We start from the raw sequence: 20,851 nt of genomic DNA, 5'->3' as shown, positions 1-20,851 counted from the left end.
GTCTTTTGCGGCAATGCGTTTCACGGATACCCTGGATTGGTATAGCGGGAGGAGCTGCGGGGTGTGGAGTCTGTTGTTCGTGTTCCTGTACCTGTACCTGCTTGTGACGACGTATCCCGTGATGGCGCTGGATGGTCCACTCCACGAGCGTGGGTTGGGGCAGCTTGTACGTGGTCTTCTTCGCCTGGAACATCGGTGAACTGTTCGTAATGGTCAGTGGCTGGGCGTGGGAAGACAGGCGAGAGCGCCGGGAGGCCGCGGGTGAGCGGGAGAGGGAATCCACAGGCCGTTGCGGCCATCACCGCGGCAACGCCCTGATCGACCAACACCCGGTCAACGATCACTTCTACATCGACCTCGCCGCGCCAAACCGGCCCGACCCGGGCCGAACGCGCCCAGGTCGGCGAGGTCGCCGACCTAGGCGGCCTGGGCTCGAACTTCACGCCGCCCGCCGCCACCCGGGCGAATCGCGATGGAATGGCTCGGCCTCGGGCCGGCTCGCGGGTAGCGTCGCCGCTCATGACTTCGACCTTGCATACCCAGCGTCTTGTCCTCGAGCGGTACGTCCCGGAGGATGAGGAAGGCTTCGTCGCTTTGTTCCAGGACACGAGGGTGTCTCGATGGATGGGTGACGGCCCCTCTTCCGAAGCGGCCGACCGGGCCTTGTTCGGACGGGTCTTCACCAAGGTTTATGCGGACGATCTGTTCGACGTCTGGGCCGTTCGTCGGGACGGACGCCTGGTCGGGCATGCCGAGGTCAAGCCGACCGACGTGGTCGAGGGCTACGAGATCATTTACGCTTTGACCCCACAGGTGTGGGGATGTGGTTTGGGCGTCGAGTTGGCAGAAGCGCTCGTCGCCTACGGTTTCCACACCCTGGGACTGACCGAGGTGCACGCCACCGTAGCCGCGTCGAACAAGACTTCGCTGCATGTTCTGCGCAAGGTCGGTTTCGAGCATAGCCGGGACATCGCAGAGAACGATGGCAGTACCACTCTGCTGTTGACCCGGTCGATCAGTGACCGCTCACCCACCGATCGATAGCAAGAACGCATCAACTCGCCTAACCTGAGCTTCGAGTCGAACTCTCTCGACGAGGACATGGAATCAAGAGGAACCCCGCGTTCAACCCAGTTCTCGGGATTTTCAACCTGCCCAGTCCGCCCGGGCGGGAGGCGGCCCGACCTGCGCTGGAAGCCGGGAAGGCACGGGTTACGTTTGACCCGAGCTGACCCCGGATGAAGAGGATTGTTGGGGTGAGAGCTGTCGGTGTGCCCAGCGGTGATTCAGAGGAAGCGGGCGGCTGTCGTCCCGGAGCCGGAGTTGCCCCGTCTCCCATCCCGCCCGAGTCTGGACTCGGCGCCTCGCCTGGGTCTTCGATCACTTGCTACCCGGCCCCTGCCGTCACACCTCATTTGCCGCCCAAATCCGCACGGTCGCAACCGTTCACATTGTCGATAAGCCAATCCGGTGCGCCGACATGAACGGGATCGGCGGTGGTAGCGGGCATCTGTGAGGCGCGCGGTCCGGCGTGCGCTGCCTCACTTTCTGGGTGGGGCGCCCGGGTGTGTGGCATGCTCGATTGTGAGTACGGGTTGTTGAAGTGATCGTCCGGCTCGCAACAGGAAGTAAGACAAAAGTATGTCGCAAGGCAGTGTGAAGTGGTTCAACGGCGAAAAGGGCTTCGGGTTCATCGCGCAAGACGGTGGCGGTCCCGATGTTTTCGTCCACTACTCCGAGATTTCCGGCTCCGGGTTCAAGTCCCTCGATGAGGGTCAGCGTGTCGAGTTCGAGATCGGGCAGGGTCAGAAGGGCCCGCAGGCTCAGAGCGTCCGCGCCATCTAGGAGCTGACCAACCCGGAAACCCGCGCCGTGGCGCGGGTTTCTTGCTTTTCCGGGTAAGCCGGCCGGGACAGCGGCTGTCCAAACGGCGCTGCCACCACAGCAGCCCTGCGGTCGAGGCGAACGGCGCGGCGACAAAAGCAACCGCGGTGACGGTCAGGTCCGGATCGTGCAACTCCATCTCGGTCCAGGATTCGCTGAAGAACTGGGCCGTCACCTGGAATGCCGTGTGGAATCCCATACAGGACCAGAGGCTGCCGGTCGCCACGCGAAGCGCACCCAGCACAGTGGCGAACAGCGCGAACAGCACCGTGCGATCGACCGAGACCTGGCCGCCGTTCAACGCGCCCCAGGCGGTGAACAACGCCGCCTGCCCCACGGCCGCCCGGACGGGCGCGAAACGGCCCGCCAGGACGGTGAAGAAGTATCCGCGGAACACCAGCTCCTCGGGTATCGCCTCGTAGAGCAATACGAGTGCGGTGAGCCCGACCAATGCGCCGGCGATCTCGACCATCGGCGCCTGTACCGACAACTCGGCCCGTCCTGCCCCCACCAGCACAGCGAGCGTGAGCAACGCCGGGACTGCCCAGCAGGCGGCACCGGATACGAACTGTCTCCCCCCGGGCTGCCACCCGGTGAGCCCCAGTTCGGACCAGCGCAGCCGGACGGGGAACCGCAGCATCAGCGCGATCAGGGGGATCACGAACAGCGTCGCCCCCACCGCCCGCACGATATGCGCGCCACGCGTGTACTCGGTACCGGTGACTGCACCCACCCCGTCGATGAGCAACATCCACCAACCGGTGACAGCCGCGAATACCAGGAGAATGCCAGCGGATACGGCGGCGCGGGTCGGACGGTCGGCGGTCGGCGTCTCCATATGCCGACCGTATAGTCGGCGTTCGCCAGTGCGCGTCCTCCGATGGGAGGACTCTGCGCCACCTCTGCTACCGCAGACAGTTTCCCCAGCCGCTCTTACGCGAACAGGGCATCACGGCAGGAAAACTTGCCGGAACCGCAGATAGTTATGCCGCTAACTGCGATAACGCCTCACTTATTCAGCGTGACTTTTGTCGTCGATGTTCGCGAACCCCGGCTCCATCTGGTCGAGATACGACGGTAGTCCGCCGTCCCGGGGTCGACCCGGGCGTTGCAAGAAGATTTCATGCTCATGCCAAGTACGGCGCGGGATGCTGCGGGGTAGCGAATCCTTCCGAGCCACGAGGAACCACCCTGATGAACCGTCCGGTATACGCAGTGCTGTTCGGCCTGGCCCTGGCCGTCCTGATCACCGTCGCGGGACTTCCGGAAGATGATCCTGTCGACGCCGACGACGTCCTCTCCGCTGCGCACGGCGTAGCGCTGCAGCTGGAGAGTTCCGACAACTCGATTCTGACCTCATTCGAGGTATCCCAGGCACTGAAAGTGCAGGAAGACGGGGAAAAGATGAAATCGGAGCAGGTCGGAGAGCCCGAACAGCTGGACAACGACCAGTTCGGAAGGACCGACTGGGGAACATCACACCGCACTCGCTACGTAATCACCGACCTGCACGGCAAATATCCCGCGTGCGTGACCGTCACCACTACGCGCAGATACCTCCCCGGACCCGGGGCCCTCAGCACGGTCGAAGCGCAAGCCCTGTACGGCGACTGCTGACCGCCAACACATACCTGTGGCGGGCGGCGGCCGCTCGCCTTTGGACGCGCCTCAGCGGTAGCCGGTCAGGCCGTCTGCCAGTTCTTCTTCGTCCCCGTCGCGGATGGCGTACAGGGCTTGCTGCAGAGCAAATGTTCCGCGGATGGCGGCAATACGTGCAGCGAGTCCGTTGTCCGACCAGTTGCCCAGGGTGAGCACTCGATCCAGGAGTTCGCTTCTGTAGCCGGCGCCGATGGCGGCGAGGTCTTCGGCTGGGTCGCTCAGTGCGACATCGTCCCAGTCGAGCACTCCGGTCAGGCGCGGCAGGCCGTGTTCCCACTCCCACAGGACGTTCTCGGCACCCAGGTCACCATGCACCACCGCCGGTGTGATGTGGGGAAGGCCGCCGAGCGCGGCGAGTTCCCGTTCGGCCCGACGGCGTCCGCGCTCGGACATCAACCCGAACAACTCTTCGCGCACGTTTTCCGCGAATCGCCGCCATCGGCCTGCTGGTGCGTGAGGCAGAACTGCTCGCACTGTCTCGTCCGTGCCGGCACGGCCGAGCCGGGCCAGCAGCGTCGCATACTGCTCTGCTACCGTGCCGGCCACACGAGAATCGTCGAGCGCGCCGGTTTCCAAGGGCTCTCCGGGAATCCGGCTGAGCATCAGGAACTGTGCCTCGTCGGTGCCGCCCTGCAGCAGCGGTTCAGGTGTGCGGATACCGAGGTCGAGATCGGCGAGCGCCTGTAGAGTGGCCGCGCGCTCGGGCAGTCGTGCGCCGGCTGCCTGACTGCGAGGAAGGCACACTACGCGTTCAGAGCCGATGATGACATCGTGGAATTGCCCATGCCGCACGACAAGATCGTCGGGTTCGTCGTCAGGTAGCAGTCGACTCAGTAGAACACGATGTGTTGTAAGTAAATTCATCAGGTGTCCTCGAGGTCGGAGCGAGACAACAACCCCCCGACCCCCACTTTGCGGACCTCCACACGCGGAGACGAGTTCGAGGCCAGGGTCCGGCGCGGATAAGAGCGCAGGTCCACCGCGCCGCTCAGTACGGCGATCGCGCTGGAAACCGGTCCAGGTGCAGAAGCACTCATGTCCCCATCATCCTGAACGCCGAACGTTCTCGGCACTCGAATATCCGCCGGACCGCCGAGACACAGGCGACCGGCCATCAACGTCAGGTGACGTTTCAGCACGGTGAGCGACCCCGGGAAGGTTTCGAGACGCCTTGCCAGGATCCCCGATCCCGGGACGTAATCGACGTAACCAGTGGCATGAGGTGGTGGATGGTCTGCGCCGGTTATGTTCCAGCGCAGGGGGCGGATTGGAGATCGGTGCGGCGTCGGAAGCGTTGAAGTCCGTGCGGGGGATCGGTGCCGGCGTAATGGGGCGACCGGGCTGCGGCCCGGCGGGCGGCATCACATCTCCCGCGGCTGGTACCGCCGGAAGACCGCCTCGCGGTCCATCCAGGAGGCGTTGAGCGGTTCGGCGTGGAGCTCGCCGCGGACCAGCCCGAGGAGGAAGTCGGTCGTCGGCAACTCATACCTTGCCCACCGGGTGCCTTCCCGGTCCGAGACACGGATCGGGTACGACTCCGGCGCGGCTCCCTCGGTGACCTCCCAGTAGGCCGTGTGGCCGGAGCCTGCGTCGGCCCACGGCAGCAGCCGGCACCTCGGGACAAGGTCGTCCGGGGGTGCCGCCACGTCGTCTTCGAACATCTCCATGAGCTGATCGAACTCCGCCCCGGACTCCGCGAGGTCGACGTGCTTGTACCCCGGTCCGGGATGCGGCACCCAGATCCGGAGGTAGTCGAGCCACAGGCCGCCGCCGCCCGCGTCGACGAGCTCGCGGTAGTCCGGCGGGACCGGAGCCCCGATCCGGGTCTCGACTACCGTCCAGTCGAACGGCTCGGCGGGCGGGACGAGAGAGGCGATCTCGATCAGCTGCGCGGTACTTGCTATCAGGGAACACTCCTCGGGGCGCAGAAACCGGACCGGTGGACCCGAACTGGAGCCCTTGTACATTTCACATGAACGCGTGACGGCGTGTGTCCTTTCGTCAGGTTCCCGAAAGGACCTGCACCACAGTGCCGTTCACGACGTCGATCGCCGGTCGGAATTCGTCTGGAAAATCCACGTGTTCGAGACCGACCAGCACGTGAATCGCGTTCGCATCGTAGGACTCGTGTGGCACCTCTATTCCGGCGAAGTCGAACACCTCCCACACCGGGGTCGGCGCCAACTCCGCTTGGACCAGGAGGTCGGCGAGGCCGGCCTCGGCGTCCTGCCGCAGGGTGACCGAGTTCGCGACCAGTGCGACTATGGCCTCGACCTGCGCGACGGTAGGGCCGGCCGGTGTGCCTGCGAGGTAGAGCTCGACCGGCTCGTCCGCACAGGCCAGTTGCAACTGGCCGGTCCAGTGTTTCGAACGCCCCAGGTGTGACAGTCGGCCAATGCCGTCGATCTCGATCGAACTCAGCACGCCGGCGATTGTTCCACGAGCGAAGTCGCGACTCGGCGCAGCCCCGTGGAGTTCACCGTGCTGGTATCGCGAGGCCCTGAGACCGAACCCGACGCGGGCGCTGGGCGGCGTCTATGGCGCCGGTCGTGACGCGTCGAGCCGGATCTGCGCCGCCGGACCTGCTCGCTGCGACAGCGGCCGGAATCGGTTGTCATTCTTTCACGCAAATGGTAATGATTATCAAAACTGATAACTGAGTGGAAGTGTGTGAGTTGGCGGCGAATCGCGCGGTGGTCCCTCGGGGCACAGAAGAGCCCGTTCCGGATCGCGTGCGACGGTGGCGGACTCGAACCGGCACCGCGGCACTCGTCGTGCTGCTCACGGTTGTGCTGGCGGTGTCGATCCTGGTCGCGATCGGGCTCGGATCCGCGTCGATCCACCCCGCCGAGACTGCCCGCTTCCTCTGGGCCTCGGTGACCAACGGGACTGTGGCCGCCGACGAGGCGACCCGGTATCAGATCGTCTGGCAGATCCGCACGCCGCGCGTGTTGCTCGCCGCTGTCGTCGGGGCCGGGTTGAGTGTCGCCGGTGCGGTGATCCAGGCGCTGGTCCGCAATTCCCTGGCGGACCCGTATATCCTCGGTGTCTCTTCCGGCGCGTCTGTTGGAGCGGTGTCGGTTTCGCTGTTCGGTGTGCTGGCGGGTCTGGGGATCTACGCCGTCTCGGTCGGTGCCTTCCTCGGTGCGCTGGGCGCGACCGCGCTGGCGTACGCGGTGGCCTACCGGCGTATGGGGGTGACGCCGCTGCGGCTGGTGTTGACCGGGGTGGCGCTGGCGTTCGGATTCCAGGCTGTGATGAGCATGCTGATCTACTTCGCACCGGGCAGTGAGGCGACCAGCACCGTGTTGTTCTGGACGATGGGCTCGTTCGGTGCCGCGACCTGGGGTTCTTTGCCGGTGGTGGCGGCGATCTCGGTGGTGGGTGGCGTGCTGCTGTTCCGGTACAGCCGCGTACTGGACATCATGTCTCTCGGCGACGAGACCGCCGCGAGCCTCGGCGTGGATACGTCCGGGGCGCGTCGCGGCCTGTTCGCGACGACCGCGGTGATGACCGGCGCGATGGTCGCCGTGAGCGGCACGATCGGTTTCGTCGGTCTCGTCGTTCCGCATATCACCCGCATGATCGTCGGGGCCGGACACGCTCGGTTGCTGCTGATCGCGCCGTTCGCGGGGGCGATCCTGACGGTGTGGGTGGATCTGCTGGCACGCACCGTCGCCGCTCCGCGTGAACTTCCGATCGGGGTGTTGACCGCGCTGATCGGGGTCCCGATGTTCATCGTCCTGATGCGCCGCAGGGGTTACGTTTTCGGAGGCGCATAGTGCAGGTGCGGATAGCGGATCTCGCGGTGGAGATCGAGGGCCGCGAAATTGTCGCGGGTGTGGACCTCGAGGCCGCGCCGGGCGAAGTCGTCGGTCTCATCGGGCCCAACGGATCCGGGAAGTCCACGATATTGCGTTGTCTCTACCGCGCTCTCGCGCCCAGCGGTGGCATCATCCGCATCGGTGAGCAGGACCTCGCGGGCCTGTCGCGACGAGAGTCGGCGCAGCGGGTCGCCGCGCTCACTCAGGAAAGCGGCACCGAGTTCGACTTCACCGTCGCCGAAGTCGTCGCACTGGGCCGGGCGCCGTTCAAATACGGCAACCAGCCGCTGACCGCGGCCGAACGCGAACTGTGCCGCGAGGCGATGGCGCAGATGGATATCGCGCATCTGGCGCACCGCGGCATACTCGGCCTCTCGGGTGGTGAACGGCAGCGCGTGCTCGTCGCGCGGGCCCTCGTCCAGCAGCCCCGGATCCTTATTCTGGACGAGCCGACGAATCACCTCGACCTGCGCCACCAGATCGAATTGCTCGGATTGTTACGGACCGCCGCGCCGACCGTGCTGGTCGTACTGCACGATCTGAATCTCGCCGCAGCGGCCTGTGACCGGATCGGGGTCCTCGCCGGTGGCCGGCTGGTGGCGGTAGGTCCTCCTCCGGAGGTGTTGACCGCGGAGCGGATCGCCGAGGTGTTCGGTGTCGATATCGCCGTGGTCGCGCACCCGCTGACCGGCGCGCCGCAGATCCTCTACACGCTCCCGGGCGGAAACGAGCCCGTAGCCATGACGGACACACTCACGAAAGAGCCGACACGATGAAGACGAACAAGACCGGCTTGCCCCGGTGCAGAAGTGCGATTCTCTTTGTCGCCGGCGCATTCTTGCTGTCGGCGTGCGGTGCGCAGGTCGATGGCGCCGGCGATGCCGGGCGCCGCACGACGGTGCAGCGTTGCGGCGAGGCCGTCGAGTACACCGTGCCGCAACGTGCGGTCGTCTACGAAGGGGGCAGCGCCGACAAGATGTTCTCGCTCGGCCTGGCCGACCATGTGCACGGATACGTGCTGCCGCCCGCGAACCCGCCGGTGAGCGAATCGCCCTGGGCGGCCGACTACGAGAAGGTCGAGTTCCTCAGCGACGATCTGCTCAACCGGGAACTCGTGGTCGACGCGAAAGCCGATTTCGTCGTCGCCGGGTGGAACTCCGGGTTCTCCGATTCCCGCGGGATCACCCCCGAAATTCTCGACACCCTCGGTATCCAGAGCTTCATGCACGCCGAATCCTGTTTCAACTACCCGGGTTTCCCCGAGCGGCACACACCCTTCGAAGGTCTCTACACCGACCTCGAGCGGCTGGGACAGATTTTCGGCGTCGAGGATCGCGCGGCCGACCTGATCGCCGATTACCGCAAACGCGTCACCGCGGTTCAGCAGCAGGTCCCGGCAGGAAAACCGGTCAAGGTATTCCTCTACGACTCCGGCACCGACAAACCCTTCACCGCAGCGAGTCAGGTGCCGCCGACCGATATCATCGGGTTCGCCGGCGGGGAGAACGTTTTCGCCGATGTCGACGCACGCTGGACCGAGGTGAGCTGGGAGGCGGTCGTGGAATCCGCGCCGGAGGTCATCATCATCCTGGAATACCAAGACGCCCCGGCACAGGAGAAGATCGATTTCCTGAAGAGGAATCCCGCCACGGCGTCGCTGCCGGCGGTCGTCGGTAACAAGTTCTTCGTGCTCGACTACAACGAAGCCATCTCCAGCCCACGTAATATCGACGGGCTGGAGAAGTTCGCCGCGTATCTGCGTGACCATGTGGCGGCCGGATGATCGACGGTCGGATGAACACTCCCGCCGCCGATGCGGCGAACCTCTCGCGGGCACCCGAACCCGAAACGCCCGATGAGCGCCCGATTTCCGATTCCCGGATGGTCCGCGCGCTGTGGCTCGTGCTGACAGCCGCGATCATCGGCCTGTTCCCCTTCACGATCTATTCGACGTTCCTGGTGCCGATCGCGGCCACCGCTCGCGCCCCGGAGTCGGGTATCGGGTTCCTGCGCGGGCTGGGCGGCCTGGCCGCGCTGGTGGCGGGAATCGCGGTGGCGCCGTTGCTGGCCCGATGGTCGAAGCAGTACGTCGCCGTCGCGGCACTGATCCTGCTCGCCGTGGCATGCGTACTGGCCACCACCGGTACCTTCGCCGCGCTCACCGTCTTCTGCCTCGGCATCGGTATCGCCACCGCGCTGCTCACCCCGGCCCTGCTGACGTTGGCCACCGCGCGGTTCTCCGGCTCCGGGAACATCGGCCGGGCGGCGACCATGGTCACCGCGATCCAATCGCTGGCCGCGGTCTGCGCCGGGCCGGTCATCGGCGCGATGGGGTCGTGGCACGGCTGGCAGGGTGCGCTGTGGACCACCGCGGCGGTGAGTGTGCTCATCGCGGTGGGGTTCCTGCGCACCCGGGGCGCACGGAAACGCTCGGCCGGCACCTGCGGCTTCGCTCGGCTACCTCGCATCGTTTCGCGCACTGCGGGCGCAGCCGGACCTGCTCGCGCTCATCGCCGTCGCGGGACTACGCACGACCTCGTTCATGGGATACCTGGCGTTCCTCGCGGTGTACTACGACGACCGGTTCGAGCTCACGGCCTCGGCATTCACCCTGGTGTGGACGCTGAGCGGCGTCGCGTTCTTCCTCGGGAACTATCTGACCGGCCGTTGGGTTCGCGATCCCGATTCGGTGATCGGCCGGCGGCCCGGCAGGGTGCTCGCGGCCGGATTACTCGGTGCGCTGCTCGCGGTGCTCGGAGTTTTCCACACCACCGCACTGCTGCCCGCGCTGGCCGCGACCGCCCTGATGGGGTTCGGCCACGCTGTGGTGGCAGCACAGGTGACCACGTCGATCGCCCGCCGCAGCGGCGACCGGTCCGCGACCGCGTTCAGCCTGAATGCGGCCGGTATGAGCCTGGGAGTGTTCGCGGGATCGGTGCTCGGCGGCCTCGGCCTCGTGGCCGGGGGACATACCGGTCTCGCGCTCGCCCTGAGCCTGCCGACGATTCTCGCGCTGACCCTGATTCCTGTGACGACAAGATCCGTCACGCGGCGCGAGTAACGATCTTTTTCAGGGGCTGAGCGTCATCCACGTGTGTTTTCGTCGCGGGCGGTTGTCCATACGGGATCTCGGCGCTGTCCGGTTGAGAACGGATCGCCGCACCACGTCGGCACCTGCATCGGTCGTGTGAGGTCGGCGTCGTGCGGTCACGGGCCTGGGCCGCGCGACTGTCCGGCCCGTGGCCGAGAATTCGAGCGCGTAGGTGGTGCAGGTCCGGCAGTGGCACGGGTCAGGTGATGCGGCACCGAACGCACACGCCGTCGAGTTCGAGGGTGTGCGCGATATCGGTGAACCCGGTGATCCGAGGGAGTTCGCCGATCCATTCTTCGACGACAGTGGCATCCAACACGGTGCTGTCCCCGCATGCTCGGCAGATCAGATGGTGCCGGTGCGTCGAGGATCGGCGCAGCTGGTATCGCCGTTCGCCGGTTTCCAGGCGGACGACGTCCAGGTGCTGTGCTCGGTCCAGTTCCGCGAGTGTCCGGTACACGGTGGAAATGCCGATGCGGTGCCCCTCCAGACGCAGCCGCGTATGTAACTCCTGCACCGTGGTGAACCCTCCCTGTGCGTCGAGTGCGGACATGATCAACTCACGCTGTCGTGTCCAGCGGCGCATTCCAGGGGCTGCGACATGTTCCCCGATCATGGGCACAGTTGAGCACCAATGAAAACTGTTTTCAACGAATCGCTGTTCGTGGCTTGGTGGCATGGGCTCGTCGACTCGGGACGGGTGGGAGCGTGCACTGTCTTTCGCGGTTCGGACGAACCGTATCGACATGTCATGTGGAGTGTGCTTATGCTAGTAGAAATACGCGTTCGTTAATTATGAAGGGTTGCCGCGGCTGCAGGGGGTCGAGGGCCGGGTGGGCGTTCACGGGTGCTTTCCTGGTCGGTTTGCCTGTCCGGGAGAGTTTCCGAGTGGTCGGCGTCGACCGCGGCGGCCGGGCTTCATCCGCCCTCTTCGCCGAGTCGCGGCGGTGTCGAAACCTGCCCGGTGGTTCGCGATTCGGCGGTGGTGGTCCAGCGCGGGCGATAGCCGGTTGGGTGTCGGTCCGGATCGCTCGCATCGGTGCGGGTGTTGTGTTAGCCTCCGGCTCATCCGATAATGACAATCGTTTTTAATAGTAGTTTTTGCTGTCGCCATTGACCTGGCAGATCCCGAGCGTTGTACCGGGGCCGCCCCGTCGGCGGGTGGCGGGAGCTTCGGGTAAGTGACGGACAGGAGCCGTGATGGGTGGTACCGGGATATCGCTCCAGGTAGACGAAGTGGGGCAGGAACCCCGGGTGGCCGCGGCCGAAGCCGGGGTGACGCCCGGCAATGCCCTGTTCCGGGTGACCGAGCCGGTCCGCGGGCGGCTCGGTGCCGCCATGGTGATCGGTGCGCTCGGCGGCGCGGCCGGAGTGGCCGGTTTCGTGGGCCTGGCGCTCACCCTCGGAGAACTGTTCGCCGCCGACACCGAAACCGGCACGGTGGTGGCGTTCCTGGTACTGGCCGCGGCCGGGTTCCTCATCCGATTCGCCATGCGCGCATGGTCTTTCCTGCTTTCACATCTGGCGTCCTTCGATCTCGAACAACGGCTGCGCAGCGATCTGGCCACGCATCTGGCCCGGGTCCCGCTCGGCGAGGCACAGCGACTGGGTTCGGGGGCTGTGAAGAAGGTCGTCCAGGACGATGTGCGCGGCTTGCACATGGCGGTGGCCGATGCCGTACCACTGGCCGGTTTCACGGTGGCCCAGCCGATCGCGGCGCTCGTGGCCCTGGGGTTCGTGGATTGGCGCCTTCTCCTGGCGGTCGCGTTGTTCCTGCCGGTGGTGTTCGTCGGAATGCAGCTGACCCTGCGGGACTACGTCGAAACCCGGCGTCGCTACGACGAAGCCAACGAGGCCATCAACGCGGCGACAGTGGAGTTCGTCCAGGGTATGCCGGTCGTGCGGACCTTCGACGACGGCACGGTGTCGTTCCGGCGCTTCGTGGACCGGGTCCGGCAGTTCAATATCGCGACCACTGCCTGGCAGAACAACAATCGCAGCGCGATGATCTTCGCCAACCTGACGGTGGCACCGTTACCCACCATCCTGATCGTGACCGCCGTGGGTATCTGGCTGACGGCCGGCGGGTCGATGTCACCGGCGCAACTGGTGGCCGCGATCCTCATCGGCACCCTTCCGGTGGAATCGGTGGTGCCGCTGATGAACCTGTCCAATCTGATCAACGACTCCAAGGCCGGTGCCGCACGTATCGTCCAGGTGCTCGATATCGAACCGCTGCGCGAGCCGGAGAACCCGGAGTCTCCGGCCGACGGGTCGATCGTGTTCCGGGATGTGCGGTTCGGTTACGGAGGCGCGGACCGTGCCGCACTGGATGGTGTGGACCTGACAATTCCGAGCGGCACGGTGTGCGCACTGGTCGGGCCGTCCGGCTCGGGTAAATCGACGATCGCGCGCCTGATCCCCCGGTTCTGGGATGTGGATTCCGGAGAAGTACTGGTCGGCGGGGTGGACGTCCGCCGGATCGGTTCCGAGGATCTGCTCCGGCACCTGGCGATGGTGTTCCAGGATCCGTTCCTGCTCTCCGACACCGTGAAAGAGAATATCCGGCTCGCCCGCCCCACGGCCACCGACGCCGAGGTCGAAGCAGCGGCGCGGGCGGCCCGAGCCCACGATTTCATCGTCTCGGAACTACCCCAGGGTTACGACACACCGGTCGGTGAGCGCGGTGCTCGATTGTCCGGCGGTCAGCGACAGCGGATCACCATTGCCCGGGCACTGCTCGCGGATGCGCCGATCGTGATCCTCGACGAGGCGACCTCGTTCGCCGACCCGGAGAACGAAGCGGCGATCCAGGACGCGATCGCCGAGCTCACCCGCGGCCGGACCGTCCTCGTGGTGGCGCACCGCCTGTCCACGATCGTCGACGCCGACCAGATCGTCGTGCTCGAATTCGGGCGGGTCACCGAAACCGGTACCCATACCGAACTGGTCGCGTCCGGCGGCCGCTACGCCCTGCTGTGGGAACATCACCAGCGCGCTCGCGGGTGGGGTCTCGGCAGCGGCAAGAAGAAGGAGGCCACGACCCGATGAGGCGAATCCTGGGGCTCATGCTGCTCGCCGCCGGCGACTACCGCGGCGAATTCCGTCGCACCCTGTGGTGCGCCTTTCTCGGTTCTGTCCTGCAGGCAGCCGCGTACGCCACGCTGATCCCGATTCTGTACGAGCTGAGCCAACCGGATATCGACACCACCGTGGTGTGGACCTGGTTCGGCGTACTGGTGGCCTGCTGGGTGGTCCAGGCGGCATTCCACTACGGGCAGCTCCGATTCGAATTCGGCCGGTGGGCCGATGTGCTCGCCGCTACCCGGCTGCGGCTGGGCGACAAGCTGCGGACCATGCCGCAGGCCGATCTCGAGCGCCGGGCCGCGGGAGATCTCACCACGGTGATGGGCAGCAATGTCGCAAACGCGACGATGAGTTCGTCCGGGATGGCGCTGTTGTTCATCCAGATGGTGACGGTTCCGGCGGTCATCGGGGCGGTCATCCTCGTCGTGGACTGGCGCCTGGGACTGGTTCTCGCGGTATCGATCCCGTTCGCGGTGCTGTTCATCCGGCGTATCCAGCAGATCACCGGAGTGGGGGCGCGCCGGGCCGACGCGGCCGATGCCGCGGCGGCGAGCCGGGTGGTCGAATACGTGCAGGGGTTGCCGGTACTGCGCGCGACCGGGCAGATCGGCCGCTCGTCGCAGCGCCTGGTCGAAACCCTCGAAGAGCAGAACGAAGCCATGTCGGGCATGCAGAAGCGGCTCACCTGGCCGGGACTGCTGGCGTCCAGTGTCGTCCAGCTGTGCCTGGTGGCGATGGTCGCCTTCGGTGCCGCGCTGGTGCTCGACCTGGACATGTCGGCGGCGTTGCTGATCGCCGTGGTGGCCGCGGCCGTGCGTTTCGCCGAACCGTTGTCGACCATGGCCAATCTCTCCTCGATATTCGAGATCACCGACTCGGCGCTGGAAAGGGTCGGTGAGGTGCTGGATGCTCCCGCGCTGAACGTGAGCGAGCCCGAGGCCCGAATCAGCGCCTACGACATCACTTTCGACGACGTGCACTTCGGATACTCCGACGGCAGCCGGGTCTTGCGTGGAGTCTCCTTCACCGCTCCCGCCCGATCGCTCACGGCCCTGGTGGGCCCGTCGGGATCGGGCAAGACGACGGTGACCAGGCTGCTGACCCGGTACGCGGACCCGGACAGCGGCAGTGTGCTGATCGGCGGGATGGACCTGCGTACTCTCGATCCGGTGGAGATCTACCGCAATATCGCGGTGGTCTTCCAGGATGTGTACCTGTTCGACGATACGATCCGCGCGAATATCGCGATGGCGGCACCCGAGGCCACCCAGGAAGAAATCGAGGCGGCGGCCAGGGCGGCCAACGTACACACCTTCGTCGAACGGCTTCCGCACGGATACGACACCCGGGTCGGTGAGATCGGTGGTGCGTTGTCCGGCGGTGAACGCCAGCGCATTTCGATCGCCCGCGCGATCTTGAAGAACGCGCCGATCGTCCTGCTGGACGAACCGACCGCGGCACTGGACACCGAAAGCGAGGTCTATGTCCAGGAGGCCATCGATGCGCTGGTCGCGGAGAAGACTGTCATCGTGATCGCGCATCGGCTCTCCACCGTGGTGGCCGCGGACCAGATCCTGGTGCTGGAAGACGGCGTGGTCTGCGAGCGTGGCACCCACGACGAACTGCTCGCCCAGGAGGGGCGCTACAGCGCGATGTGGGAGGCACAGACGCGGGCGCGGCACTGGCGGGTGACCGCCTCGGCCTAGCGTGCGGAATACCCAGTGCCCTCGTCACCGGATAATCGGCGACGAGGGCACTGGCGTGGCGGGCGCCGCCGAGCGGTCTATTGGGCTGATCGGTCCGGCATCGTTTTCGCTATGCGGGTGAGTAGTTCGGCGGTCGGATCCGGGCGGCTCCAGTTGGGGCAGTGACCAAACGAGTTCCGACAACGATTGTGGAAGAGGTCATCGCGGGGCATCCTTGCTCGGCGCCGGAATCGGCGGGTTACTCGCGGCCGGTCCTCGGCTTCCGGGCCGCACCGGTACGAGATAAGGGGCGATACAGGCCAGTTTCTCGCAGGTCTCCTCGTATTCGCGGGCGGGTGTCGAGCCGGTGACGACACCGGCTCCGGCGCGCAGCCAGCTTCGGCCCGCGCGTTGATAGACGGCGCGCAAGACGAGTGCGGCATCGAGGAACCCGGTGCTGTCGGCGCGTACGACGGCGCCGCTGTAGAGCCCGCGGGTGCCGGGTTCCAGGTCGTCGATCGCGGCGCAGGCGGGTGCTTTGGGAATGCCGGAAGCCGTGATGGCGGGATACACAGCGGCCAGGGCGTCCCATGAGGTCCGGCCGTCGGGCAGCAGGGTCTCCACACGCGAGGCGAGATGTTGCACGCTGCCACGCTCTTTCACGGTGAGGAATTCGCTGACCCGCGTCGGGCTGCCGACACTGTCGAGTTCGGTGTAGGCCAGGCGTACGGAGGTGGCGTGCTCGTAGATCTCTTTCGGATCGGAGAGCAGATCATCCCGCAGCTCCCGGTCCCGTTCGGCGTCGCCGGTGCGGGCCCGGGTACCGGCCAGCGGCTGGGTGGTAGCCAGCCCGCCGCCGTCGGCCTCCAGAACGGTTTCCGGGCTCACTCCGGCGGCTTGCCAGCCGCCGAGGTCCAGGAGGAACGAACGCGCCGGAGTGTTCATCCGGCGGACAGCGGCGTAGGTGGCGGGCATGTCCACCGCGAACGGCACATCCACTCGGCGGGACATGATGACCTTGTCGAATTCACCGTGGCGGATCCGGTCCAGCGCATCCTGCACGCGCAGCAGGTAGGCAGTATCCACCGTGTCCACGGGTACCGGTCTGGGCGCCGGCACGGGGGCGGGAGTATCCGGTAGTTCGAGTTCGAACGGGTCGCCGTAGCTACGGATGTGCACCGCGGTTTCGGTGATCTCCAGTTCCACGCCGGGCACCATGAAGTGGGCGAGGATATCGTCCGGTGCCGCGGTGTCCGGGCGATAGAGTTCGAAGCAGGCCCAGCCGTAGGCCCGCCAGCGGTGTACCGGTGCCCGGTCGAGGGCGGCGTGGAGCTGTGGCCAGGGATTGCCACGCCAGGATTCGGTGCGGTCGCCGCCGAGAGTGCTGTGCAGCCGGTCGCGGCCGACGGTCACCGCGCCGACCGGGTTCCCGGCCACATACCAGCGGCCGGGCTGTTCGTACACGACATAGTCGGTGAGCTGTCCGGAAGCCGCGAGGGCGGCTGCCAAGGTCAATGGGTCGGTGTTGTGCGGGTGCACGGTATGTACATAGTCGTCGACGCCGAGTGTGGTGGGCCGGTTCATCGTGCTCGCAATCGGGTTCGCAGGAGTTGCCGTCCGATGGACGACCGGGTCGCGGTCGCTATTGCGGGTCGCGTGGGAGCCGGTCGCCCTCGGATATCAGCGGAGGGTCAGGCAAAGGACTCTGTGATCCACCGCGGTGCCTCGCTGCGGGTCCACTGCATGAACTCCATCGCCTTGTCCCGGGAGATATCGATGTACTTGAATTCGGGATTCCCGTGCGGCAGACATTCGGGAAAGAATCGTTCCCTGTTGATCCGGTCGATGATCGCACTCGCGGCATCCGTGGGCGTCAACTCTCCGCGCTCGACCGCTTCACATTTCTCTCGCGCGCTGGTCAACAATCCCCGCACGGCCTGGGGCAGCGCGGAATCGCCGCGTTCCAGCGTCCGGAACACCTGGTCGTCCTGACCGGCGAAATACCTGGACAAGGCGTGTTCCAAGGCGGCGTCGGAGTAGAAGCTGTATGTATGCCACACGCGGAAGATCGCGTCCCACAGGGCATAGTGGCGAAAACTCACATACGACGAGTAGGCGAGATCGTCGTGCACGTCGTACATGCGCTGCTGGACCGCGTCGAGCCCGGCGAACTTCTCGGTCGACCAATCATCGTTGCGCGCGGCTTCGATGATCCGCCAGGCCAAGGCGTTCACGGTCTGGAACGAGTTCGCGAGCCCGCGGGAGAACAGTGCGTCGATCGCCCCGGCGGACTGTGCGGTCAGGCAGAAGCGGTCGCCGACAGTGTTGGCGGCGGAATACTGCAAGCGCCCGGTACTCACCCACGGGCGGACGGCCGTGGCGTTCTCGAATTGTTTCGCTACGGACGGGAATCGCTCGAGGAAGTCACCGAACTCTTTCTCCGGTGCGGGGCGGTCGTCGAAGACCGCGTCACCGGTCAAGGTGAGCCCCACACTGCACAGCGGGTTCATCGACTTGTCGTTGTTGTCGAACGGGATCACCCACAGCCAGCCGCCGTCGAAGATGTGGTGCAGGGTTCCGTTGTGCCACCGGGTCGGCGGGTCGTAACGAACCGGTGCGACATCGTCGAACGGCTGGACACCGATCATATGAGTGAACAAGGAGCGGGAGTGTGTCCGTGCCCGGGTGGGGTTCTCGCGGAGCCCGAACCGATCGGCCAGCACAGAACGGAAACCGGTGGCATCGACCAAGTACTCGGCGTCGAACGTCTCGCCGGAGGTGGAACGCAACCGGGCCCCACGGGCCGGATCGACCTCGATATCGTCGATTCGGATGTTCTGCCGGATTTTCGCGCCGTAGCGGACAGCGAGGTGGAACACGTACGAATCGATGTCCTGGCGAAACCAGTGTGCTTCGGTACGGCGGTATCCGGAGGCGAGTACGACCTGATGTGCTTTGCCCGGATCCGCGGGCCGGCCCTGCTCGTGGTAGACGAACCCGAAGTTCTGTTTCTGCCCGCAGGTCTTCGCCACCTGCTCGGCGGTGTCCTCGAAGTTGGTCAGCGCGTTGAACTCGGGAACATCGTAGCGCTCGGCGAGGACGCGCATTGTGGTGGTCGCGTGCGGAACAGTGGACTCGCCGATGGCGAAGCGCGGATGTACGCCCGCGTCGATGAGCAGGACCTTCAGTTTGTGGCGGGCCAGGATGGTGGCCAGGGTGCTGCCGGCGATTCCGGCGCCCAGAATGGCGACGTCGTACTGGGCGTCGGTCGGGGATGACATGTCGAACTCCTTGTGCTGTTGTGTACTCGGCGCCCGCCACCGAAAGCGGTACCCGGTCCGGGAGGTGGGGGATCAGGGGCGTACCGGCAGGCGGCGCAGGCCGCGTAGTCCCATACCGGGGCGCCAGCGCAAACCGGCCGGAGCAACCGCGAGGCGCAGCTGCGGCCAGCGTGTGGTGAGGGTGGTGAGTGCGATGGCGACCTCGGTGCGGGCGAGTGCGGCACCCATGCAGTTGTGGATACCGCCGCTGAACCCGAGGTGGGGCCGGGGTGCGCGGTGGATATCGAAGCGGTGGGGATCGGTGACGTGGGCCGGGTCGCGGTTGGCGGCCGCGATGAACACCAGGACCCGGTCGCCACGTTCGATGCGCAGGCCGCCGAGCTCCAGCGGTTCGAGCGCGAGGCGCATCGTCGCGGATTCGACCGGACCCCAGTAACGCATGGCCTCCTCGACGGTGGGACCTGCCAGCTCCGGATCGTCGCGAAGTGCGGCCCACTGGGCGGGATGGGCGAGCAGTGACAGGGTCGCGCTGGCGATGAGGCTCGCCGAGGTTTCGAAACCCGCGGCCACGAGCAGGCCGATCATGGAGGTCAGTTCGCCGTCGGAGAGGGTGTCTTTACCGGCATGCGGATGTACCAGCCTGCTGACCAGATCGTCGCCGGGGTCGTCTCGTTTGAGGAGGACGAGATCGCGGGTGTAGTTCTCGAGTAGTTCGCGCAGTGCGGGGTCGGGGCCGGACAGCGGAGTGGAGGCGGTCGCCGCTCGTACGGCGAGGTCGTGCAGGCCGGGATGCCAGGCCGCGGGGAAGCCGAGAATCTCGCCGAGGACGGTGAGCGACAGCGGGTAGGCATAGCTGTGCAGCAAATCCACGGTGCCGTCACCGTCGCGGGCCGCCTTCTCCGCCTCGTCCAGTAGCCGTCCGGCATGCCGGACCACTGCGGGGCGTAGGGCGGTGACCGATCTGGAGGTGAATGCCTGTTGCGCGGCTCGCCGGAGGCGGGTGTGTTCCGGCGGGTCGGACAGCAGCATGGTGTGTGGTGGTTCCGGGATCCGGGCTCGGGCTCTGGCTGCGAGCTGGTCCGGAGACAGGAGCGCGCGTGGATTGTTCGCCAGCCGGTGGTCGTGCAGCGCGGCCACGGCAGCCGCGTATCCGGTGATCATCCAGAATCCCCGGCCCGGCTGTTCCGGCAGTTCGGCGAAGACGACCGGTGACTGCGCGCGCAGCTCGTCGTAGACGGTGTGGGCTCGTTCGTGGAAATCACCGGCCAGGAGGTCGACCACGATCGGGCGGGACTTGTCGAGCATGGGTGATGTCCGTTCAGACCGGTGTTGCCTCGATCAGTGAGTACGACGTGGGCAGAACGGTCGGATGCACGGCGGTGACCGTGAACCCGGCACGGCGACAGAGGTGTTCGTACTCGGTGCGGGTGCGTTCCTGGCCGCCCATGTTGACGAGCATGCTGATGTCGGTGAGGTAGGGGGCCGGGTCCGAGGTGTCGACGACATCGGGCAGTACGGACTCCACGATCAGCAGGCGCCCGTCGGCGGGCATCGCCTTGTGGCACTGTTCCAGGATGGTGCGGCAGCGCTCGTCGTCCCAGTCGTGCAGGATGTTTTTGAGCAGGTAGATATCTCCGCCCTCGGGTACCGCGGAGAAGAAGTCACCGGCCTCGATACGGCAGCGGTCGGCGACACCGGCGGCGGACAGGGTCGCCGAGGCCTCGGCGGCTCCGCTCGGCGAATCGAAAACCACGCCGCGTACTGCGCGCGCCCCGCGCAGGATCTGCGAGAGCAGGGTGCCGTCGCCGCCGCCGATATCGATGACGGTGTGGTGGCGGGTGAAGTCGTAACTCACCGGAATCAGCTGTGCGATGGGCAGGCTGACCTGCCGCATGGTGGCGTTGAATCGCTCGGACAGCTCGGGTTTCGTGGCGAGGAAGCTGAAGAAGTCGGTGCCGTAGAGCCCTTCGAAGGTCGGCTGCCCGGTGCGTACCGCCTCCTCGGTCAGCTTCCAGGAATCCAGCAGGGTGGGATCGGTGAACAGCAGTACTGCCGCCGCCTGCGAATCCGGCCGATCCGTGCGCAGTGGCATTCCTGCCTCACCCAACCGGAATGTGCCCGGCCGGGTTTCGACGACGATCTCCAAGGCTGCCAAGGCGCGGAGTAGCCGGGCGAGTGCTCCGGGATGGGTACCGGTGCGCTCGGCCAGTTCGGGGTGGCCGAGTTCGCCGTCGCCGAGGTGATCGGCGAGCCCGAGGCGGGCTGCGGTGCCGACAACCTGGGAGCAGATCGTTCCGAACATCATGTTCATGAGTCGCTGGTGAGCTGCCATGCCTACTT

At 66.1% G+C, this 20,851-nt stretch carries 19 protein-coding genes and 1 pseudogene; 10 read left to right on the top strand and 10 right to left on the bottom strand.

Features of this window, described 5'->3' with window-relative positions; all coding sequences use genetic code 11:
• The first annotated feature begins 519 nt into the window (after positions 1-519).
• Both QH195_RS10875 and QH195_RS10870 read left to right on the top strand, forming a co-directional pair.
• Positions 520-1,044, top strand: coding sequence for a GNAT family N-acetyltransferase (locus QH195_RS10875; RefSeq protein ID WP_280435259.1), 525 nt, complete (start codon positions 520-522; stop codon positions 1,042-1,044).
• A 597-nt stretch (positions 1,045-1,641) separates the two neighbouring features.
• On the top strand, positions 1,642-1,845 hold the full coding sequence (locus tag QH195_RS10870) for a cold-shock protein (RefSeq protein ID WP_030517997.1): 204 nt from the start codon (positions 1,642-1,644) through the stop codon (positions 1,843-1,845).
• Here QH195_RS10870 and QH195_RS10865 read toward each other — a convergent pair.
• Positions 1,757-2,722 carry a CPBP family intramembrane glutamic endopeptidase gene (locus QH195_RS10865; protein ID WP_280435258.1) on the bottom strand — a complete coding sequence of 322 codons (966 nt, stop codon included), beginning with the start codon at positions 2,720-2,722 and terminating at the stop codon, positions 1,757-1,759. The genes QH195_RS10870 and QH195_RS10865 overlap by 89 nt on opposite strands.
• 356 nt (positions 2,723-3,078) lie before the next feature.
• Here QH195_RS10865 and QH195_RS10860 point away from each other — a divergent pair, with 356 nt between their 5' ends.
• The gene (locus QH195_RS10860) at positions 3,079-3,501 is read left to right on the top strand and encodes a hypothetical protein (protein WP_280435257.1); all 423 of its coding nucleotides are present in this window, start codon (positions 3,079-3,081) and stop codon (positions 3,499-3,501) included.
• A gap of 51 nt (positions 3,502-3,552) precedes the next feature.
• Here QH195_RS10860 and QH195_RS10855 read toward each other — a convergent pair whose 3' ends face one another.
• From QH195_RS10855 to QH195_RS10840, 4 genes are all read right to left on the bottom strand, one after another.
• Positions 3,553-4,407 (bottom strand): phosphotransferase family protein, encoded by an 855-nt coding sequence (locus tag QH195_RS10855; protein ID WP_432278324.1) that lies wholly within the window; start codon positions 4,405-4,407, stop codon positions 3,553-3,555.
• Positions 4,407-4,580, bottom strand: a complete 174-nt coding sequence (locus QH195_RS10850) for a hypothetical protein (RefSeq protein WP_280435255.1) — start codon at positions 4,578-4,580, stop codon at positions 4,407-4,409. The genes QH195_RS10855 and QH195_RS10850 overlap by 1 nt, the downstream gene beginning before the upstream one ends.
• A 324-nt stretch (positions 4,581-4,904) precedes the next feature.
• The gene (locus QH195_RS10845; RefSeq protein WP_280435254.1) at positions 4,905-5,510 is read right to left on the bottom strand and encodes a hypothetical protein; all 606 of its coding nucleotides are present in this window, start codon (positions 5,508-5,510) and stop codon (positions 4,905-4,907) included.
• Positions 5,511-5,544: 34 nt separating this feature from the next.
• The gene (locus tag QH195_RS10840) at positions 5,545-5,967 is read right to left on the bottom strand and encodes a hypothetical protein (protein ID WP_280435253.1); all 423 of its coding nucleotides are present in this window, start codon (positions 5,965-5,967) and stop codon (positions 5,545-5,547) included.
• 308 nt (positions 5,968-6,275) lie between these two features.
• Between QH195_RS10840 and QH195_RS10835 the strand changes: the two genes are divergently transcribed.
• The 5 genes and pseudogenes from QH195_RS10835 to QH195_RS10815 all read left to right on the top strand — a co-directional run bounded on the left by QH195_RS10835 (position 6,276) and on the right by QH195_RS10815 (position 10,428).
• The gene (locus tag QH195_RS10835; RefSeq protein WP_280435252.1) at positions 6,276-7,325 is read left to right on the top strand and encodes a FecCD family ABC transporter permease; all 1,050 of its coding nucleotides are present in this window, start codon (positions 6,276-6,278) and stop codon (positions 7,323-7,325) included.
• Entirely contained in the window at positions 7,325-8,143 is an 819-nt protein-coding gene (locus QH195_RS10830; protein ID WP_280435251.1) for an ABC transporter ATP-binding protein, read from the top strand. Before QH195_RS10835 ends, QH195_RS10830 begins: the two co-directional genes overlap by 1 nt.
• Complete coding sequence (locus QH195_RS10825) at positions 8,140-9,150, top strand: ABC transporter substrate-binding protein (RefSeq protein ID WP_280435250.1); 1,011 nt, start codon at positions 8,140-8,142, stop codon at positions 9,148-9,150. Before QH195_RS10830 ends, QH195_RS10825 begins: the two co-directional genes overlap by 4 nt.
• Positions 9,147-9,737, top strand: a pseudogene (locus tag QH195_RS35210) (MFS transporter); the annotation flags it as partial. The gene QH195_RS10825 and the pseudogene QH195_RS35210, both read left to right, overlap by 4 nt.
• A gap of 10 nt (positions 9,738-9,747) precedes the next feature.
• The gene (locus QH195_RS10815; protein ID WP_280435248.1) at positions 9,748-10,428 is read left to right on the top strand and encodes an MFS transporter; all 681 of its coding nucleotides are present in this window, start codon (positions 9,748-9,750) and stop codon (positions 10,426-10,428) included.
• 229 nt (positions 10,429-10,657) lie between these two features.
• On the opposite strand, the gene QH195_RS10810 is transcribed toward QH195_RS10815, so the two are convergent.
• Positions 10,658-11,074, bottom strand: coding sequence for a Fur family transcriptional regulator (locus QH195_RS10810; RefSeq protein ID WP_280435247.1), 417 nt, complete (start codon positions 11,072-11,074; stop codon positions 10,658-10,660).
• Between the two features lie 584 nt (positions 11,075-11,658).
• Between QH195_RS10810 and QH195_RS10805 the strand changes: the two genes are divergently transcribed.
• The gene (locus QH195_RS10805; protein ID WP_280435246.1) at positions 11,659-13,509 is read left to right on the top strand and encodes an ABC transporter ATP-binding protein; all 1,851 of its coding nucleotides are present in this window, start codon (positions 11,659-11,661) and stop codon (positions 13,507-13,509) included.
• Positions 13,506-15,251, top strand: a complete 1,746-nt coding sequence (locus QH195_RS10800) for an ABC transporter ATP-binding protein (RefSeq protein ID WP_280435245.1) — start codon at positions 13,506-13,508, stop codon at positions 15,249-15,251. The genes QH195_RS10805 and QH195_RS10800 overlap by 4 nt, the downstream gene beginning before the upstream one ends.
• 198 nt (positions 15,252-15,449) lie before the next feature.
• On the opposite strand, the gene QH195_RS10795 is transcribed toward QH195_RS10800, so the two are convergent.
• From QH195_RS10795 to QH195_RS10780, 4 genes are all read right to left on the bottom strand, one after another.
• Positions 15,450-16,814, bottom strand: coding sequence for a salicylate synthase (locus QH195_RS10795; RefSeq protein WP_280435244.1), 1,365 nt, complete (start codon positions 16,812-16,814; stop codon positions 15,450-15,452).
• A gap of 107 nt (positions 16,815-16,921) precedes the next feature.
• Complete coding sequence (locus QH195_RS10790) at positions 16,922-18,511, bottom strand: NAD(P)/FAD-dependent oxidoreductase (RefSeq protein ID WP_280435243.1); 1,590 nt, start codon at positions 18,509-18,511, stop codon at positions 16,922-16,924.
• Positions 18,512-18,583: 72 nt separating this feature from the next.
• Entirely contained in the window at positions 18,584-19,816 is a 1,233-nt protein-coding gene (locus tag QH195_RS10785; protein ID WP_280435242.1) for a cytochrome P450 family protein, read from the bottom strand.
• A 13-nt stretch (positions 19,817-19,829) separates the two neighbouring features.
• Entirely contained in the window at positions 19,830-20,843 is a 1,014-nt protein-coding gene (locus tag QH195_RS10780; RefSeq protein WP_280435241.1) for a methyltransferase, read from the bottom strand.
• Positions 20,844-20,851: the final 8 nt, after the last annotated feature.

Origin of the sequence: Nocardia carnea, assembly GCF_029868855.1 — a bacterium.
GTDB classification, from domain to species: domain Bacteria; phylum Actinomycetota; class Actinomycetes; order Mycobacteriales; family Mycobacteriaceae; genus Nocardia; species Nocardia carnea_A.
The sequence above is the reverse complement of the archived record's forward strand: the minus strand, read 5'-3'. Positions and strand labels throughout refer to the sequence as shown.

Coding starts and splice junctions, on each gene's coding strand:
- QH195_RS10800 (WP_280435245.1), top strand. CDS start 13,506: ATGAGGCGAATCCTGGGGCTCATGCTGCTCGCCGCCGGCGACTACCGC.
- QH195_RS10855 (WP_432278324.1), bottom strand. CDS start 4,407: ATGAATTTACTTACAACACATCGTGTTCTACTGAGTCGACTGCTACCT.
- QH195_RS10825 (WP_280435250.1), top strand. CDS start 8,140: ATGAAGACGAACAAGACCGGCTTGCCCCGGTGCAGAAGTGCGATTCTC.
- QH195_RS10795 (WP_280435244.1), bottom strand. CDS start 16,814: ATGAACCGGCCCACCACACTCGGCGTCGACGACTATGTACATACCGTG.
- QH195_RS10865 (WP_280435258.1), bottom strand. CDS start 2,722: ATGGAGACGCCGACCGCCGACCGTCCGACCCGCGCCGCCGTATCCGCT.
- QH195_RS10785 (WP_280435242.1), bottom strand. CDS start 19,816: ATGCTCGACAAGTCCCGCCCGATCGTGGTCGACCTCCTGGCCGGTGAT.
- QH195_RS10850 (WP_280435255.1), bottom strand. CDS start 4,580: ATGAGTGCTTCTGCACCTGGACCGGTTTCCAGCGCGATCGCCGTACTG.
- QH195_RS10805 (WP_280435246.1), top strand. CDS start 11,659: ATGGGTGGTACCGGGATATCGCTCCAGGTAGACGAAGTGGGGCAGGAA.
- QH195_RS10790 (WP_280435243.1), bottom strand. CDS start 18,511: ATGTCATCCCCGACCGACGCCCAGTACGACGTCGCCATTCTGGGCGCC.
- QH195_RS10875 (WP_280435259.1), top strand. CDS start 520: ATGACTTCGACCTTGCATACCCAGCGTCTTGTCCTCGAGCGGTACGTC.
- QH195_RS10780 (WP_280435241.1), bottom strand. CDS start 20,843: ATGGCAGCTCACCAGCGACTCATGAACATGATGTTCGGAACGATCTGC.
- QH195_RS10845 (WP_280435254.1), bottom strand. CDS start 5,510: ATGTACAAGGGCTCCAGTTCGGGTCCACCGGTCCGGTTTCTGCGCCCC.
- QH195_RS10870 (WP_030517997.1), top strand. CDS start 1,642: ATGTCGCAAGGCAGTGTGAAGTGGTTCAACGGCGAAAAGGGCTTCGGG.
- QH195_RS10860 (WP_280435257.1), top strand. CDS start 3,079: ATGAACCGTCCGGTATACGCAGTGCTGTTCGGCCTGGCCCTGGCCGTC.
- QH195_RS10810 (WP_280435247.1), bottom strand. CDS start 11,074: ATGATCGGGGAACATGTCGCAGCCCCTGGAATGCGCCGCTGGACACGA.